10 protein-coding genes are annotated in these 18626 nt (G+C 44.0%); all 10 read right to left on the minus strand.

Going from position 1 to position 18626, the window contains the following annotated elements:
* Positions 1 to 3 precede the first annotated feature (3 nt).
* The 10 genes from BCY91_RS08195 to BCY91_RS08240 are packed head-to-tail and all read right to left on the minus strand — an operon-like array spanning position 4 to position 18625.
* Positions 4 to 2952, minus strand: a complete 2949-nt coding sequence (locus BCY91_RS08195; protein WP_120181458.1) for a DUF4955 domain-containing protein — start codon at positions 2950 to 2952, stop codon at positions 4 to 6.
* Positions 2953 to 3009: 57 nt separating this feature from the next.
* Positions 3010 to 4416 carry a T9SS type A sorting domain-containing protein gene (locus BCY91_RS08200; RefSeq protein ID WP_120181459.1) on the minus strand — a complete coding sequence of 469 codons (1407 nt, stop codon included), beginning with the start codon at positions 4414 to 4416 and terminating at the stop codon, positions 3010 to 3012.
* Between the two features lie 35 nt (positions 4417 to 4451).
* Positions 4452 to 7898, minus strand: coding sequence for a polysaccharide lyase family 8 super-sandwich domain-containing protein (locus BCY91_RS08205; RefSeq protein WP_120181460.1), 3447 nt, complete (start codon positions 7896 to 7898; stop codon positions 4452 to 4454).
* Positions 7899 to 7909: 11 nt separating this feature from the next.
* On the minus strand, positions 7910 to 9451 hold the full coding sequence (locus tag BCY91_RS08210) for a sulfatase (RefSeq protein WP_120181461.1): 1542 nt from the start codon (positions 9449 to 9451) through the stop codon (positions 7910 to 7912).
* 6 nt (positions 9452 to 9457) lie between these two features.
* Positions 9458 to 11653, minus strand: a complete 2196-nt coding sequence (locus BCY91_RS08215; RefSeq protein ID WP_147387923.1) for a glycoside hydrolase family 88 protein — start codon at positions 11651 to 11653, stop codon at positions 9458 to 9460.
* Positions 11654 to 11673: 20 nt separating this feature from the next.
* On the minus strand, positions 11674 to 13209 hold the full coding sequence (locus BCY91_RS08220; protein WP_120181463.1) for a DUF4955 domain-containing protein: 1536 nt from the start codon (positions 13207 to 13209) through the stop codon (positions 11674 to 11676).
* Complete coding sequence (locus tag BCY91_RS08225) at positions 13209 to 14642, minus strand: sulfatase-like hydrolase/transferase (protein ID WP_245989038.1); 1434 nt, start codon at positions 14640 to 14642, stop codon at positions 13209 to 13211. Before BCY91_RS08225 ends, BCY91_RS08220 begins: the two co-directional genes overlap by 1 nt.
* Positions 14643 to 14645: 3 nt before the next feature.
* Positions 14646 to 16151, minus strand: a complete 1506-nt coding sequence (locus BCY91_RS08230; protein WP_120181464.1) for a sulfatase family protein — start codon at positions 16149 to 16151, stop codon at positions 14646 to 14648.
* A gap of 1 nt (position 16152) precedes the next feature.
* Positions 16153 to 17040: a DUF5017 domain-containing protein gene (locus BCY91_RS08235; RefSeq protein WP_120181465.1), complete on the minus strand. Its 888-nt coding sequence runs from the start codon at positions 17038 to 17040 to the stop codon at positions 16153 to 16155.
* A 19-nt stretch (positions 17041 to 17059) separates the two neighbouring features.
* Positions 17060 to 18625 (minus strand): RagB/SusD family nutrient uptake outer membrane protein, encoded by a 1566-nt coding sequence (locus BCY91_RS08240; protein ID WP_120181466.1) that lies wholly within the window; start codon positions 18623 to 18625, stop codon positions 17060 to 17062.
* Between the last annotated feature and the right edge of the window lies 1 nt (position 18626).

Genomic DNA, 18626 nt, shown 5'->3' on the forward strand with positions numbered 1-18626 from the left:
TTCTTATTGGATTAGCAATTTAACACTTTGATGGGTTCCGTTTTGAGTTAATGTGGCGATGTAGATTCCGGGCGCAAGCATCGGTTTTGATAAAGTTAGCTCATTTGCGCCTTTGTTGCTATTAAAGTTTTGGCTGATAAGCCGTTTTCCGTTTAAGTCGCTTAGTGCGAAGTTAGCGATGGTGGCGGTACTGGCGTAAAATTTTGCTTTCAACAGGCTGTTGTCCGCAAATACGCTAAGCCGTTCGGATAGCCTTAGTGCATTTTCAACCGCGACAATCTTTTGAAAAATGCTTTCGGTGCCGTCTTTGTCAATCTGTTTAAGCCGATAATAATTTATACCTGTTTCTGGCTCACGGTCCAGGTAGTTATAACTGGTTACTTGCTGACTGTTTCCTTTGCCCGTGATAGTGCCGATATTCCGGAAGGTTTTTCCGTCTGTTGCTCTTAGAATTTCAAAACGGTCGTTGTTTAGTTCCGAAGCTGTTTTCCATGAAAGGCGGATGCCGTTTTCTTCGCTTTTTCCATCAAAGGAGAGGAAAGTTACGGGTAAGGTGCTGGTGTTGTAGGCCAGTTTGATGTTGCTGATGGTTGCTACGGCATTGTTGCCGGTGCTTTTACTGGCCTGAAAAAGGTAGGCGTCTAACTTGGTGTTTTGCGCCAGTTCGGACATTACTTGACTTTGATTGGTGCTGTTTTTTGACTGCGGAAAGTTATAGGTTGAGTTATAACTAAATTGCACGCCATTTATCCACAAATGAAAACATCCCGCAGGCACCGCGTAGTTTTGGCTGTTTCGCACATAGCTTTTTGAAACAGATGAGTTGTTGGCGTAAACTTCAACCGCGTAGTTTGCACCTTTTGCAAAAGCAGTAGAACTTATTAAGGCGCGTGTGGCAACATTTCCGTCTGCAGACTCTCTGAATTTGAAATCGATAGCGGTGGATTTTATAGTCCATTCAAATGATGTAAATAATTCGGTATTAGCTTTAAAAACACCACTTGCACTCGAAAATAAAGAACCGCCGGCATTTTTATTGCCCAATGCCCATACGTAAATCCCGTCTACAGCCTCGCTGTTAAATGCGATGTTAAAAAACATGCTGGCGATTTCTGATGCGTTAGCAATATCGTAAGCGGAAAGCTTTATTAATGGGCTTGCCGAAGTTGCCTTCATTTCTATATTTGGTACAGATGGAGCTAACGGCTGGTTTAAAGTGAAACTGCCACCGTCGCCATTTGTACCGTTCACTTGCACTTTTGCTGTGCCGGATGGTGGCGCAGGTAAATAACCTTGTTGCGCCGGCGGGCCGGCAACAGATTCGGACGAGCCGCTGGTAAACACGCCACCGGTGCCTGTGTTTGTACCTAAATCGTAGTTATAAATATTGGATTGTGCAGCCCAAGTCCCAAAGGCTGTACTTGTTCCGTTTAGCCTAAACGCTAACTGCGCCTGATAAAGCGAAGCGGGAGAAACCGCCGCGCCGGTAGATTCTTCGTATTTTAGTTGACTACTGATAAAGCCAACCGACTGGCCATGCATCCCTACAACAATAGGATAGGGGATTTTAAAATAGATATTGTTGGAAGGCCAAAAATCGAAAGGTGAATTGCCAGAGTTGGTTTTTTTATAATTCCAGAATACCAAATTACGCATGTGGTTGGGCATTTCTTTAATATCACCGCCCGCTCTGCCGTCTGTTAAGCCGCCGGTCACATTGTCCAACAAAGTATTGCGCGGTTGCGATGAATGGCTTTCAAAGCAAGTTGTAGCGGGGTAGGTGACTTTGTAAAGCACCGTGTTCATAGATGTTTTGGAAACCCCAACCGAATGCCATTGCCCCGCTTGGTCGTCGATATTGCTGATCAACACGTTGGTGGCGCCGGCATTGTTGATGGCTTCATGTCCGCCATTGCCAGTAATGCTGCAATTATCGATAGTGATGTTGGCGCCGCTGATGCCGATGGACGCCGCCACAGAAACATCGGTAAAACGGCAGTTGCGCATCCAAGAGTTTACTAACCTTTTAAACTGTATCAAGGAGAAACCGCTATCATCTAAAGCGGATCCGTGATGCTCAAAAGTCTTCTTAAAATTCCCTACAAAAGCAATATCCTCTACACCCATTTCTTCCACGTATTTGTATTTAGAAACTACCCATGGTAAAGACTTTGTTATCGGATAAGGCAGAGGCTGTTTTAAGGTAACCGTGTTGCCATTAATTTGGTTAATCTGCAATACAAAAGATACATCTACGCCGCCATCTTTTAAGCTGGTCCAGTTGGGGTTTACGGTATAATTGCCCAAATCCAATTTTAAAGAAGTAGCGTCATCGCTGCGCATCTCAAACAAAAGCCAATCGCCAGCTACCAATCCGGTGATATTCACCAAATTGATGTCGAAATCGCCCACTGCGGCATTGGCGTTAAAGCCACCCAATGCAGTTGCAGCGCTCCCACTGCCAATTGTAAAAAGTGATGGACAAGAATAATATTGGCTAGCGTTTTTTGGGTCCATTGGTGTTTTCATGAAAAGCTCTGTTCCGCCTGTGCCGCTTCCACTACCTTTTAAAATGATATTGCTTTTCGTTATCGCATAAACTTCGGTAGCATCGTCTGTGGCATCCTGCACAATAAATCTCCCGGAAGGAAAAAACACGATACCGCCATTTGCTGCTTGCGCCGCCGCGATAGCCGCTTTTATAGCTGTTTTATCAGACGTATTGTCATCAGCAACGGCACCATAATTAGTTACATCAAAAACTTGCAAGTTTTTGCCGGTATAATCAATGGGAACCGTACCGTTTTTATAGCCCACGTAAGAAAAATCGGGCAAAATGGACGTCGCGGGATTGGTTTTGTAATCCGTAAAAATTTGTGCTTCTGTTTGTGCCTTAACTATAAACGGGCATAAAACGGATAAGCCTAAAAGATAATTCAAAATGCTTCTCATGGTTTTGCTGTATTGCAGAGAAATAAGGGCAGGAAATCTCCTGCCCGAAATAAGGTGTTAGTTTTTTACAACTTTTATGCTTGTACGCCCGCCGTTTAACAAAAGGGTAGCTACGTAAATTCCAGGTGCTAAACCAGTAATCTCTGCATCTACATTATTTATTCCTTTATCAGCTTTGAAGGTTTTGCTAAGCACTTTTTTCCCAGATAAATCCGTCAAACTGATGCTGGCGTTGCCCTGTTCGCTGGCATCAAATTTTGCGGATAAGGTATTGTTTCCTAAGAATACGCTTAAGGTTTGGTTGCTAGCCAAAGCGTTTTCAACCGCTACCACTTGGGTATGGATGGTGCTTTTGCCATCGTTATCTACTTGCTTTAATTTGTAGTAATTGGTGCCTGTTTCTGGTGCGCGGTCCAAATAGCTGTAAGTGTTTGCTTGGTTGCTGGTTCCGTTTCCGGCGATGGTGGTAATGCTTGCAAAATCTTTTCCGTTGGCAGATCGCAACAATTCGAAATGGTTATTGTTTAATTCTGATGCGGTAGCCCAGTTTAAACGGATGCCTGAGTTTTCTTGTTTACCGCTAAAAGAGGTAAGAGAAACTGGGAGGGTAGCTGATGGGTAAGTTATTTGAAGGTTGGATAAAACTGTAGTTTCTACGATCGCGCCTCCCGCTTGTACAAAAGAAATTGCGTTAATTGTAGGTGCCACATAAGCGGTGCCTACTTTGGGGAAATCCTCCGCGTGCTTTACGCCATCAACGTAAATGTGATAAGTATTTCCAGGAATAATAACAGGAGCAGCATTGTAGGTATAAGTTTGTTGCGTAGCATTACTATTCGCAAAAACTTCTATTGTCTGCGATGCGTTTTCCTTAATTAATTTTACAGCGGTGTTGGTCTGGCCGCTGCCATCGGCTCTTCTAAATTGCGTAACCAAATTCCCGCTCTTAACTACTCTAAAAGCTCCAAAAACATCCGTCGTGGCAGTAGTAAACGGAGAGCTACTACTGGTTAATGTATTTCCATTAGCGATGTTACCGAACGCAATGATAAATGCGTTATCTCCAGTATAATTGGTTAAATCTAGTGTGAACGAGAATTTAACTAATGCGTCGGCGTTAGCAATATTGTAGGTAGCAACTTTAGCAATTTTGTTTTCGTTTGCATTCTTAATTGACAATAGCCCGCCCGCCAGCTTAAATTCCGTGCTTGGAGCATACGAGAGCGCTCTTAGTATATATCTTCCGTCCGTAATATTCGGAAAAAATCGCCCAACAATGGAAAGATTTCCGTTGTTGGGCGACTCGTAGAACTTGGATGCGACGCCATTGGCCGTAGTATCGTTCGCTGGTGATACGCCTCTGTTCCAATCCACATTAATTACCCGGTTATAAGGGCTAAACTGGGCTTGGGCGCTTCCTGCAGCTAAGCCCATTAACAAAAGAAGTCGTAGCGTTTTTTTCATGATTTTAATTTTTAAGTATTTATTAATTTGGTTTTTTAAAGTTTTATAAATTTTTGGCTCTCTTTTTTGTCGCCAGCCACCAGCTGGATAATGTATTCGCCCGTGTTCAGATCTGCTAAAAAAATCGGCACCGTATTAAAGCCTGCTTTTAGCCTGATTGGTTTTTTCATCAATAGCCTTCCGTTTAGAGAATAAATTTGGACACTCCCTTCGGTCTCGCGCTCGGCGTTTAAGCCCAGATTAATGAAAGACGATATCGGGTTTGGATAAAAAGAAATTTTGTTGTTTGTAGTACTTGTCTTTATCACAATAATTCGTTCTGCGCTGATGGAGTGGTCATGGTCCATACTTTGCAGTTTGTAATAAACATTGCCAGCAGCAGCATCAAAGCTGCGGTCGCTAAAATGGTAATCAACCCTGGTGCCCGAGTTTTGGGTGGCAGGCAGTTCGGCAATTTTTGCAAACGAAATTCCATCTGTGCTTCGGTACAGAACAAATTTTTCCAGGTTCTTTTCTTGCGCACTTGCCCATTTCAGCTCAACGGCATTGTTTAGTACCGAGCCTTCAAAATTAATTAGCTTAACAGGCGTGGTATCTAACCTCTCTAACAGTACGCTTGCCCCAAAACCGTCCTGTAAAGTAAAAGACAGGTTAAACAAATTGCCCTGCTGGTTTGCGCCGGCGCCATTAGGATTATTGATGATTTTATAGCTGCCGTTAAGACTTAAACCAACAGCCAGCGGTACAGATAAAAACCCGTTTACTTCATCTGTAACCGTGTTTAAATTAGGGTTGTTAATGGTTAGCAGTACTTTATTGCTATCGTACTCTTTCACGCTCAGCAAAGCTTGGTTAGAGATGCTGTTTACCAAGCCAATATTTACCGTGTTTACCGGCTTAAAAAAGGCGTAGGCGGTCGTATTTTCAGGAAAATACTTTATAGCGTGGAAATCGTTATTTTGATGCAACACCTCGTAGATACTTCCGCTGGCCAACGTTTGCGCTAAGGTTTTCATATCTGACGGGCTTGTACCCGGCGCAATCACATACTCGTACTTTGCGGGGCTGGTTTCGTTTGGCTGTGCGCCGTGTACCAAATAAGCGCGTGTAAAATTAGCGGTATTAGTTTCTGCACCTGTTAAAGAAGTATAGTCGGGCGTGGTTTGCGCACCCAATTCTATCCGGTAATCGTTATTGCCTTTGGGCAGATATACGCCCGTGCCTTGCGCGCTACATAGCCATTTATAGTCATCTGCCAAAGAATAGCTGCTGGCGAAAGTTCCGGTTTTTGGATCAGACGAGTTTACGTACATCGTTGGTGTTGCCGTAGCGCTAACTGTTTGGAAAAGGGTGGTAACTACACTGCCTTGGTTGTTGCTTACGCTGATGTTACTTCCTAAACAAATCAACAGCTGATCAAAAGCAAACACAGATTTCTTGAATTTTAGATTGCTGGTGGTGTAGTAGCCGGCATCCCTCTGGGCAAAGTCAATAGCAAATATTCCGTTTTTGCCTAAAGAAAGCGCTCCTGCAAAATCTAGATTTTGGTATTCGTCTGCACGTGGTTTGCCCGCCTGCAGCTTGTTAAAAGGCAGCACAACTGTAGTGGCACCAGGGGCGTAATTCCAGTTCCAGCCGGCTCCGTTTAAGATGTAGCCACTGTTTTCTAAAGTGCCCTTATACAAAATTTCTAAAGCGCCGTATGCTTGGTAGCGGCCATACCTATTTTGTGCTGCATAAATTTCGCTGCCAAACAAGCTAGAGGTTAAGCCCTTCATTACAGCGGTCCAGCTTCCGCTTTTCTTTACGCCCAGGTTTCCGTAGTTGTAGGCGTAAAAGCCATCGTAATCTACATTCGGAGTTGCGTAATAATTGGTTTTGTAGGTGTAATTGTAAAAAGCGGCCAGCTCGGGGTCAAAACTTACACCGGTGATATCGCCACCTATTCCAACTAATTTTTTAAACTGCGTTTGGTTAATGGGAATTTTTGCGGGAAAAGGTGTGCGACCCGATTCGGAGTTGGCCGTTACGCCGCCTTCTGATGATTCCAGAAAAGCGCTTTTATAAGCAAATGCCATATGGTCATAAGCGCTTTTGCTGATTTTGAAAGGGGTAGCTTTTAAAGCATAAGCTCTATCGGCCCAAGTACCAAAGGCATACATGTAGCTAAGGTGATGCGATTGATGATGAAATCCGGTTCCGTCTGGCTTAATCCCATCCCGCGAGCCTAGGCTGATGTCTGCATTGCGTTCTAAAAAGTTTTTCAGGTATTTTAAATCGTTTACTGCTTCATTGGCAGATGTTAACGCGCACGCAGTCTCGAATAAAAAAGTCAGTTTGATGTGGACAAAGTCTGTATTCTGCCCTGCAACTGGGCTCAGTTCATAAATTTTGTTGTATTCGTTGGACCATTTAAGCAAGTTAATTACCTCAGTCTGCAAAGGCTCCGGATAAAGTGGAAGAGCCTCAAAGAAACCTATCGGAAAAGTTCTTGCATTGGTGTAAGAGTTGGTTGCCAAATCGTTTCGGCCACCTTCTGCCACGCCTTGGTCAATAATGTACTCGGTAAACAGCAAAAGCTTGTCTTTCGCGTCGTTATCGCCGTTTTTTAAAAATGCCCTTGCTAAAGATTGGATATGGGTAGAGATTAAGACCAAAGTATCGGGGTTGGAAGTAGCCAATAATCCGCGGCCTTTTATAGAGGCGTCGCTATTGCGGCTAATGCCACAATTTGCTACATAAATTTTTGCAGCAGTTACTGCGCTAGCGCTTACATTGCCTATGCTGCGCGCGTAGTTGCTTTTAACTGTAGCCAGTCCTATAAGCTCTGCGGGGCTTGCAGGTGTTATGGCAATGTTTCCTTTTTTTAAGTAAGCACCTAAAGGATTTTGAGGCGATTCTATTTTAAAATGCGGATAATCTAAGGCCATGTGCGGCCCTGGTTGCCTAATGTCGCCATCACCAATAAATTTTAAGTTATCAAAATACAGCGTGCGCGATGCCGGACTTCCGTTTGCTTTACGATAGCTTATCCTGCATTGATTTAAAAGGAAAGAAGCCTGCTGGTTTCCATTATTGTAATCGTAAATATAGCTCCGGTGATAATCGCGCCAGCCTTTAAAGTTTAACAGCATCCGTCCGCTGCGCTTCACAATATTATTCTGATCTAAAAATTCAAATAGTAGTGTGTCGGCCGAAGCTTCTAAACTATAAACATACAACTGTGCCGAACCTGATATAGTGCTCCCAATCTCAGACGATGAAATGTTGAGGTTGTTTACAGTGAGTTGATCTCCGTTTTGCGCTACCCACTTTAACGCTTTTGTGCCGCTTTTAACATGCTCATTGCTTATGGTTAAGCCCATTCCGTTGGTGCTGTAATTGGCCGGTATGCCCGCTTCAAAATCAGAGAAACGAAGCGTTTGCGAGCACACATTCAATGTTGCGAAAAGAGAACTTATGATTACAGCTATAATCCTCATATTTTGTTATGCTAATTTTTAGTGCCATCAGGCCAATTCACCGTTTCGCCATTCCCTTTGTAGGCAGGTAGTTGAGCCTTGTAATTTTTTAAATAACGAGTAAGTAGCTGTTGCAAAGCAAAAGTCTTTTTGGGATAAGTTTCAGATAAATCGTGCGCTTCGCCAATATCTGTAGCCAAATTATAAAGCTCTGCGTGTTGCTTTTTATAATCATAAACCAGTTTCCAATTGCCCTGGCGTAAAGCGCTAAACCATGATATGCCCGGTGCCTCTTCCGGAACCCATTTGTTGGGGTAATGCCAAATTAAAACACGATTAGAATCCTGTACGGAAGGTTTTTTTAATGATTTTATAAAGCTTTTTCCGTCGACCGTTTGCACGGTTTTTCGGTTTTTCGCTTTCGCGATGTCTAAAATTGTCGGAAAAAAATCTTCCATAATTAAATAGCGCTCGCTGATGCTGTTTGGCGGAGTAATGCCGGGCCAACTTACAATCATTGGTTCGCGGATACCGCCTTCATAAACCGAACCTTTGCCAGCTTTAAGCGGTGCATTTTGGGTGTGCGCAATACCCGAGCGGGGCGGTACGCGAGAAAGTCCGCCGTTATCTGACATAAAAATAATTACGGTATTATCTGAAAGCTGGTTTGTGTCTAGCCAATCCATCACATCGCCCAAACTTTTGTCCATACCTTCCACCAGCGAAGCATAGGCCGCTTCGGGTTTACTTAATCCTTTATCCAAATATTTTTGAACAAAGCGAGGAACCGCGTCAAATGGGGTATGCACAGCGTAGTGAGACAGGTACAGAAAAAAAGGTTTCTGTGCCTTGCGCTGTGCCAAAGCTTTTAAGGCTTCTTGGGTAAGTGCTTCGGTTAAAAAAGTATCAGTGTTGTAATAAGCTTCTAAACCTGGTACTGCCTGTAAGCTCACTTTTCCGTTTGCGGCTATGTTACCATATTTTTTTTCGCTTAGATAGCTGGCGGGGCTGCCAATTTCGCTGCCCGCAATATTAATATCGAAACCTAAATTTAAAGGATCAGCTCCTGGCGTTCCTTTGGCACCAAAATGCGCTTTACCGCAATGTATGGTGTAGTAGCCGGCGTTTTGTAAAAGCTTAGGCAAGGGTGTTACGTAAACTGTGTTGGCTACCTTTTCAACCGGACTAAGTCCATCAATATTCCAGTTTACAGAATTAAAGGTGTCGTCGCCCGGATAATCGGAATTAACGCCTTTCTCTATTGCTGTCCAGTTGGTTACGCGGTGGTGCGCGGCACTCATCCCCGAAAGGAGACTTACCCGCGTTGGCGTACACACCGGAGTTGCATAAGCATTGGTAAATTTTATACCTCTGCTTGCAAGCTTTTCCATGTTTGGCGTATGGAAAAGCTTATTGTTTTCGGTTTTTTGTTTCCAAAACGGCACAGAGGTATCTTGCCAGCCCATATCATCCACCATAAAAATGATGATATTGGGCTGTTGCGTTTGCGCTGTCGCGGTAAACGCAAAGGCAGTTAAAACCGCCGCAACCGTTATGGAAAAAAACCTGTTCATCTCATTTTAATACGCTACTTGCACTGGTGAAGCCACAGCTTTTGCAAAATTCTCTACATAATAAAGCCAGTCCATCTCGTGCGCAAAATCGCCGCTGCGGTTCCATGCCGAGCCTTGGTAATAGCTTACGCTGCCACTGTTATTTAAAGTTTTTAGCCCTAGCAAGTGGTTTGCTTCATCGCTTAACTTCACGTTTTCGCTAGCTGGGAAAACCACAGCCACACCAATCATCCCGTTATCCACTTTTTTATTGTCGGCTTTGTCCCAATAGCTCACATAATTGTGCATATGGTCTATTTTAATACTGCCGTCATTATTATGTTTGGTAACTCCGATAGCAAGCGGTAAGCTAGTGCCTTTAAAGTTATAGGTGTCGGTTACGTAATTCATGTTGCTACCGGCATCTAAAGTAACGCGTTTGGTTTCGGTAACTTGTTGTCCGTTAACGTCCCAAGCATCATAAATAAGGTCAAAAACCAAGCGTACGGGGCCATTTTCTATAATCTTGTAAGAAGTATAATTGCCCGGGAAAATCATTTTTCCGTCGGCGTAAGGCGCAGAACTGCCACCGCCCAAAGTAAAGCCAACGCTATAATTATCCATCCCTTCGCCATGGTTGGTGTGGTAATCATTCAGTTTATACCAATCGTTAATCACCAACTTTGGGGTGTTTTTAGCCCAGACATCTAATCCTTTTGCCTGGCCGCTAGGTTCTTTATCCAACGCGGCGCCGTACAACCTAAAAACTACTTTGTCGTTTTCCCATGCAAAATCGTCAAAACGTTCTGGCACCTGGCGACCGAAGACTTTGCTTTCATAAGCTTGCCTTTCGCCTGCTTTTACCAAAAAATAAAGTTCGGTACCTTCTTTAATGTTAGCTTGGAAAATTAGTGTTTGAGGTTTTTTCTGGCCGTTATAAATCAATTGAGAAGGAATTTGTTTGCCCGTCATCGGATCAATTACAATCACTTCCTTTTCTTTGATTTTTTTGTTTGCCTTCTGTATGGCATCCCAACTTACTTCAACCGTTTGGGCTTTGCGGGTAATATCGAGCGGATTCTTAACGGTTACCAACAAGCCGTTTTCTTGTTTCAGCTGCATGCGGTAAATCTCGCTACCGGCCAATAAAAAGGCGCCAACGCCATAAACGTCGGTTTCATCATAAGTTACGTTTTGCGGATCGCGGCCCTGCGCTTGTACGTAGCCCAATTTTCCGTTAGGGTGAACAGATGTTACCAAAGCTGTCCATGAATCTGCGATAACCTTTTTATAGTCATTGTAGTTTAATAAACCGTGGTTTACGCCCCAAGCCAAAGCATAGGCAAAAAAGCCTGTTCCGCTGGTTTCCTTTACCGGAAAGCTGGCTGGATCTAACAAACTGGCATGCCATGATCCATCTGGCTGTTGTAAAGACGCAATTTTGCGCGACATTTTTTTAAACTGCGTTTCAAAGCGTTTCCTATCGGGATGGTTTTGCGGCATTACTTCTAAAATGCGGACCAAGCCACCCATTACCCAGCCGTTTCCGCGGCTCCAAAAAACTTTTGTGCCGTTTTTCTCTTTTTTATCAAAGTAACGGCTGTCGCGGTAGAACAAATGCTCGTCTTTATCGTACAGGTACTCGCTAGATTTCCACCACAATTTTGAAGCGGTGTTTAAATATTTCATATCGCCAGTAGCTTCAGATAAGTAGCCCAAAGCCGGCGGACCCATAAAAAGCGCATCACACCAAGCCCACTCGCGGTTGTAAATTTCATTTACCCAAAGCAAAGATTCGGTGTGTGGCAAAGTAACAATGGTATCTGCACGGTCTTTGAATTTTGCAATAAACTTTGGGTTCTGATAAATCTCGTACAGTTGCGAGTAGGTTTGCCCCACGCAATAATCATCAGCAAAAAAACGCTCGGGACCCAATCCCCATTTATTGTCTTTGCCCACTTCAATCAGTTTGTGGTAGTAAGTTGGGTCGTTGGCAATTTTGCCCCAAGCCATCATACCAGCATACATGGCACCGTTTGTCCAATCGGTTTTTGGCGTTTTCCAACCGTTTTCGGCTAAATCTCTCCACTGCCAGTCGGCAGTTTTTTTCATAATGTGGATAATGCTATCCGGTTGTAAATTGCTTTGCGCAGATGCTGCACCGTAAATGCTCACAAAAAGTAAAAGGGCACTCAGCTTAAAAAAATTAATGGTTCTTTTCACGATAATTGATTTTAATATGATTATTTCAGCCACGATGGCAATTTGCCTAGCCTGTTTTTTAACTGTCCTTCGTATAACGATTGCGGAAGTACGGCCTGTCCGTTAGCTTCCTCGTATTTTAGTTCTTTTGCATCAAATTTTGTTGGCGTGCCGTGGAAACCTACCATTATCGGATAAGGGATTTTCCAGTAGCGCTGATTGGGCCAAAAGCTAAATTCGGGATATTCTTTGTTGATTTTATTGTAGTTCCAAAATACTAAATTCCGCATATGATTGGGCATATTTTCCAATGCGCCGCCGCCTCTGTTCATCATCAATCCGCCCGTAACAACATCCAATAAGGTATTTCGCGGTTGCGATGCGTGGCTTTCAAAACACGTAGTAGCCGGGTAATTTACGCGGTGCAATACCGTGTTCATAGCAGTTTTTGAACTGCCAACCGAATGCCATTGCGAGGCTTCATCTGTAATGCGCGATAGCAAAATATTGGTGCCTCCGGCGTTGGTGATGGCCTCATGCCCGCCGTTGCCGGTAATTTTACAGTTGCTAATGCTGACGTTTGCCCCGTTGTTAATTACCGCGCCGACAGAAACATCTGTAAAACGGCAATTTTGCATCCACGAGTTTACTATGCGGCGCATGTTCACCAAAGTGAAGCCGCTGTCATCCATCCATGAGCGGTGGTGCACAAAAGGCGTTTTCCAGTTGCCTACAAACGCGATATCTTCAATTCCTACTTCCTCAATGCAATCATATTTAGCCACATTCCACCCTAAATTTGCTTTAATAGGATAGGCCAGCGGTTGCGCCAAAGTGATGGTGTTGCCTTTGATGCTTTTAATCTGATGCACCACAGATAAATCCAAACCGCCGTTTACCAAGCTTTTCCAAGTAGGGTCTATTTTATAATCGCCCAAATCTAAACGGATGGCTTCTTCGTCTTTGCTTCGCATGGTAAGCAATAGCCAATCGCCTTTTGCCAAACCTTTGGTTTCATCAACATCAAAGCTAAAATCGCCTATTTGTGCGCCAGAAGTGATCTTCCCAATTTTTGTTTCCGCTTTTTTGCTGCCAAAAACAAACATGGGCGGGGTGCTCCACATTTTGGTGGTGTCTTTGGGCTGTAATGGCGTTTTCATAAACAGCTCGGTGCCGCCTTCACCACTACCGCTTCCTTTAAAAATGGTATTGCTAGTGCTTACCCAAACAGAATTTAGGTCGTCGTACTCGTCTTGAACGATAAACCTGCCTTTCGGGAAAAACACCACACCGCCGCCACTTTTACGTGCGGCCTCAACAGCTTTTTCAATGGCTTCTTTGTCTGATTTATTGTCGTTAGCAACAGCGCCAAATTTTGTAACATCATAAATTGGCACATCTACAGCTTTGTAATTAGGCTGTTTTTCTCCGTTTTTATAACCTACGTAAGAAAAATCTGGCAATATGGATTGCTTCGGATTGTTTTTGTATTCCGTAAAAACTTTTGCCTCTTGCTGTGCAAAAGCGCTTGCGGCAAAACAGCCTGCAAATAGCAAGGTGAATGTTTTTTTTGTCATTATCTGTCTAAATCAAAACCGTCGTTAGTTTGCTTTAACCAAGCTTTTAAATCTTTTTTTAGGCTTTTTACCGTTTCCGGATTTTTATCAAAAATGTTGTTCAATTCAAAAGGGTCTTTCTTTAAATCAAACAAATATTTGCTGGTTTGTTTTTTCTGGTACTGATATACCAGTTTGTATTGTGCAGTTCTTAAACTGCGGAAACCGGTGTTAGGATTTGATGCCGTTACAGAGCCCATGATGTATTGCTGTGTTGGATAATCCCCTTTTCCGGTTTTGATGTATTCAGAAAAATCCCTGCCATCTAAATCTGCCGGAAGTGGCGTTTTAACGCCCATCAAACTCATAACCGTCGGAAAAATATCCGGCTCGCTCATTAGCATTTGTGCATCAAAACGAGGGAAAATTTTACCGTCCATATACATCATAAAAGGGATGCGCACAGATTCTTCGTGGAAATGGTTTTTAGAAACCTCGTCATGCTTGCCTAGGCTATTGCCATGGTCGGCCATAAAAATAACCAAGGTGTTTTTATCCAGGCCGCTCTGCTTCAGCTGGTCCAAAATCCGACCAATCTGCTCGTCGGCACCGGTAATATTGGCATAATAATACTTAATGTTGTCGCGGTAAAGCTTGCCCATTTTGGTGTCGGCAGCCGGAATGTCCGGGTCTTTCAACAAGCTTTCTAAATCAACATCTTTATATATATCATAGTACTTTTTAGGGACGGTTTTGTAACCCGAGTGTGGCGGATTCATAGAAACCACCAAAGAAAAAGGTTTGTTTGCCGGCCGAACGTTGCCCTCATTTTTAAAAAAAGCGATGGCTTTATCCGCCTCATGTTTCGGCCCCCATTCATCTACATAATGGAAGTTTTCGCGACTGTCATTGGTGTTCCAGTACATTGGGCGGGCATGGTCATCATAGGTGCCGTAAGCGTACCAATAATCGTAGCCGTGGCGTCGGGATGGCGGCGTCCATTCATTCCAGGCTGTTTCTTTATTGTTGGAGGTATTAACGTAAGGCTCGTGCGGTGCATCTAAATGCCATTTGCCAATGTAGCCGTTAAAATATCCCGAAGCTTTTAAAACATCAGAAATGCAGGTCATGTCGGCTGGTAACTCAATCCCGTAAGGTGTGCCTTTTGAATTTACGTTGCTGTAAACGTGATTTTTTAAGGGATAACGACCGCTAAAAATCATCGCTCTACTTGGCGAACACAAGGGGTAGTTGGCCACCATTTGCTGGGAGACGAAACTTTTTTTAGCAAAAGCATCCAAATTAGGTGTTTTAACGGGCTCTTTGCCGGTATAACCCATGGCTTCCCCACGCCACTGATCGTTAATGATGATCAATAGGTTCGGCTTTTGGTTTTGTGCAAATGCGCTACAACTGATAGCCAAACAAATAACAAATAAAATCCGTTTTAACATCGTTTATTTCCGTGATTTAATTTTTTCCAAATCGGCAGCTAAAGCCTCCATTTTTGAAGGATACTTTTCGGCAAGATTATTTTTTTCTGACGGGTCTTTTTTAAGATTGTACAGCTGCGGTTTCACCGAGTTGCCCAAAGCGATGTCCACGTAAGTATCGTAAGACGGCCCGCCACTTGGCACAATGTATTTCCAGTCGCCTTTAACAATGGCCAAGGTTCCGGCGTCTTCCACCAGCTCTTTACGCCCTTTTTTGTTTTTGCCCAAATAAGCTTTCATTTGGTTTTGGCTATCGATGCACTGGTTGGGCGCGATATTTATGTTTAGATAATTTGCAAAGGACGCTGCCATATCTATCTGCGAAAGCAAAGCGTTAGAGGTTTTCCCTTGGGCTACTTTCCCCGGCCATGATACGATGAAAGGCACACGCGTACCAGCCTCGTAAATACTGTATTTGCCACCGCTAAAAATGCCTGCCGGTTTATGTCCGTGCGCCATGGCAACCGCGCCGTCGGCGTAGCCATCGTCTAAAACGGGGCCGTTATCGCTGCTAAAAATTATGATGGTGTTGTTGGCAATTCCGGCATCGTCAATGGCTTTCATAATTTCGCCTACGCTCCAATCCAACTGCAAAATGGCGTCGCCACGCGGACCCATACCGCTTTTACCCACAAAACGCGGGTGCGGATCGCGCGGAACGTGCGGATCGCCGGAAGCGAAGTATAAAAAGAAGGGTTGTGTTTTGTTTTTTTGGATAAAATCTGTTGCGCGGTTGGTAATGGTATCGGCAATGTTTTGGTCGGTCCAGCGGGCGCTATGCCCGCCTTTCATCCAGCCAATACGGCTAATGCCGTTTACAATAGTGGCGCTGTGTCCGTTAGAAAGGCCCATCCTTAACAATTCTGGGTTTTCTTTTCCGGTAGGCTCATCGCCAATTTTGTATTGGTAATTTACATCAATAGGATCGCTTTGCGTAAGGTGCACAATATGGTGGTTTTCGATAAAGACGGTCGGCACACGGTCCAAAGTGGCCGCCATAATGTATGAATAATCGAAACCCACCTCGCGCGGACCGGGCGTAATATTACCGTTCCACTCTTGTTTAGTGCCTTTGTTGCCTAAGCCTAAGTGCCATTTTCCGATAGCCGCAGTGCGGTAACCGGCCTGCCGAAAAATTTTAGGCAGGGTGGTGTTTGTGGTGTCAATTAATAAAGGTGAATCGCCTGGCGCAATGCCGGTATCGTCGCGGCGCCAAGGATAACGGCCGGTTAAAACCGCAAAACGCGATGGCGTGCAAGTTGCAGATGTGGTATGCGCATTGGTAAACCGAACTCCTTGTTTCGCTAAGGCATCAATGTTTGGCGTGCTGATTTTTGTGGCGCCGTAGCAACTTAGGTCGCCGTAGCCCAAATCATCGGCATAAATGAAAATAACATTGGGTTTATGTTGGGCTTTTAAGCCCAAAGATAAACCCACAAATGATAACAATATGAAACCTAACTTTCTCATTTTAAGGTTCAATTGTGATTTCTAGTTCCTTCACAACAGATTCGGATTTATCCGCAGTGGCATTAGAAGCAATAAAAGTAACTTTATAAGTGCCCGGTTTAGTAAATACGTATGGATATTCCGTCATTTTGGTAGTGATGTTTTTTAAGCCCATACCGCTGTCGGGCATTACTTTGTCTAGATAAAGCGCTTGCGTAACCACCCAGTCGTCATTAGCTTCGTTGGTTGCCGGCCCGCCTTGGATAGAGATTTGCGAAGCCTCTATTTTCCATAAAACGTTTGGATTACTGTAGCTGTATTCGCTAAATCCGGCGTTAGACAAATCGGCGATGGTTAAGGTAACACCCGATGTCAGTTTGTTGCTAACTTCAAAATTTTTGATAGTCCATTTTCTTTGGGTGCTACCCGCTTCGCCCTTGTAATGAAAGGCAATGTATAAAGGTTTATCGCCCACATATTCGGAAAGATCAATCTTGCCCGATGGGGTATTGTCTGCGGTGGTGGAGAAAGTAGCTTTGTCCGTGATGTTTTTCCAACCGCCGTTTGCTACATCTTTATCAACTTTGCCGTTAAAGGTGGTGCTTACCAATAATTCTAAGGGCAGGGTTTGCGTACCGTATTGCCTAAAAGACGTAAAACTTAATTCCGGCTTACCTTCGGCTCTTAAGCGCTCACGGTATTCGTATTTATGACCCTCTTCGCCAGTAAACAAGGTAATATTGTCTGGGTTGCCCTTGAATTTAAACACCACGGTGTCGCCTAGCTTGTAGGTAGTTTTTGCGGTACTCACATCAAAATCTAGGCTGTCAATATCCAATTCTTTATCGCAGGCTGTTAAGCCCAATAGCGCAACTGCGGATGTGTATAATATTGATTTAATCAGTTTCATGTTTTAAAAGGTTTTATGGTTACCAATTTTTGTTTTGGGTAAGCAAAGGGTTTAAGGCCATTTCTCTAACCGGAACTGGGTAAAGTAAATGCCTTTCGCTGGCGTTGTCGCCTGCCAACGCTGCATACTTGAAAGTTGCCGGTGCATTCGCTTTTATGTACGAAGCTGCCTGGCGTATTGCGAACAAATAAAGTCCCCAACGTTTCAAGTCATTAATTCTCAAACCTTCAAAACAAAGTTCTCTGGCCCGCTCATCTTGTATGGCTTTTAAAAAGTCCGCTTGTGAGGTAATGGCGTTTGCGCCTGCATATAAGCTTGCTCCGGCTCTTTGTCTAACAGCGTTTAATGCGGTATTTGCCACGCCGGTTGGGCTTGGGTCAAAAGCGATTGCATTTTGGGCTTCTGCCAGCATCAACAAAACATCTGCATAGCGTAGTAAAGGGAAGTTTTCTGGCGTAAAGTTTTTTTGCTTTTCAATGGCCTCGTACTCTCTGCGGAACTTGCCCGCCATACGCTGATAAATATCGGCCGGTTTCCAGTCCACCTTTTCTGAAGTTTGGCCTTTGTACGAAAACGGAGCTACAGCCCAGTCCCTACGTGTGTCAGCTGCTTCGTACAAATTGTAAAGTTTAGGCGTTACCCCGATGAAGCCGTATGCATAGCCCTCGGTAAGATCGCCGCACTGCACGCCGTTGGTGTTGCCCACCCGGCCAGCTTCTTGGTAGGCGTTGCCAATCCGGTTACCCCAAAATTCTACTTCCCAAATAGATTCGTTGATGTCATACTTGTCTGATGCATAACGGATGAAAATGTCCGAGTAGCTAGGGTTAAGTTTATGAGCGGCAGTAGCGTCATTCTTAACTGCATTTGCCCATTTTACAACTTCCGGATATCTGCTCACATCTTTCAAAGGCTCACCGGCCATGTATAAGTTTACGCGGGCCAAAATGCCTCTCACCGCCGATTTGCTAACGCGGCCACCAAAACCGATTTCTCTAATGCCTTTTACTAAAGGTTCGGCTTCTTCCATGTCCTTTAGAATCTGTGCGTACACATCTTTCATTGGCGTACGTGCAATATTGGTCTTGTCTAAATCAACTTTTGAAGTTAGTACCAAAGGCACATCGCCCCAGTTGCTTACCAACAGAAAGTGATAATAGCCACGTAAAAACAAAGCTTCACCTTTAACCTGCGCTCTCTTAGCGTCAGTTAATTGGGGCTTATCAATGTTTTCCAAAACCATATTGGCACGGTTGATACCGGTGTAAAGCGTTCTCCACATACCGCGGATGTCCGAGTCAGACGCATCGAAGTTTAAAACCTGCGTACCTGTGGAGATATTGTTACGTCTGTAATAGCTTAAATCAGAAGGCGCGCCTAGCGTGGTGAAAATTTTGTTGCCGTAAAGGTTATCATCGCCAAGTACATCATAAACGCCGGCCAATGCAGCATCCATCTGTTTTTCTGTGCTGTAATAATATTCTGGCGAAAGGGAATCTTCGGGCTTGGTGTCAAGGAAATTCTGGCACGATGTGCTTACACTGGCCAAGAAAAGAATCCCCAATAAATATTTTAAATTTTTCATA

This window comes from Pelobium manganitolerans, from assembly GCF_003609575.1.
GTDB classification, from domain to species: Bacteria; Bacteroidota; Bacteroidia; order Sphingobacteriales; family Sphingobacteriaceae; genus Pseudopedobacter; species Pseudopedobacter manganitolerans.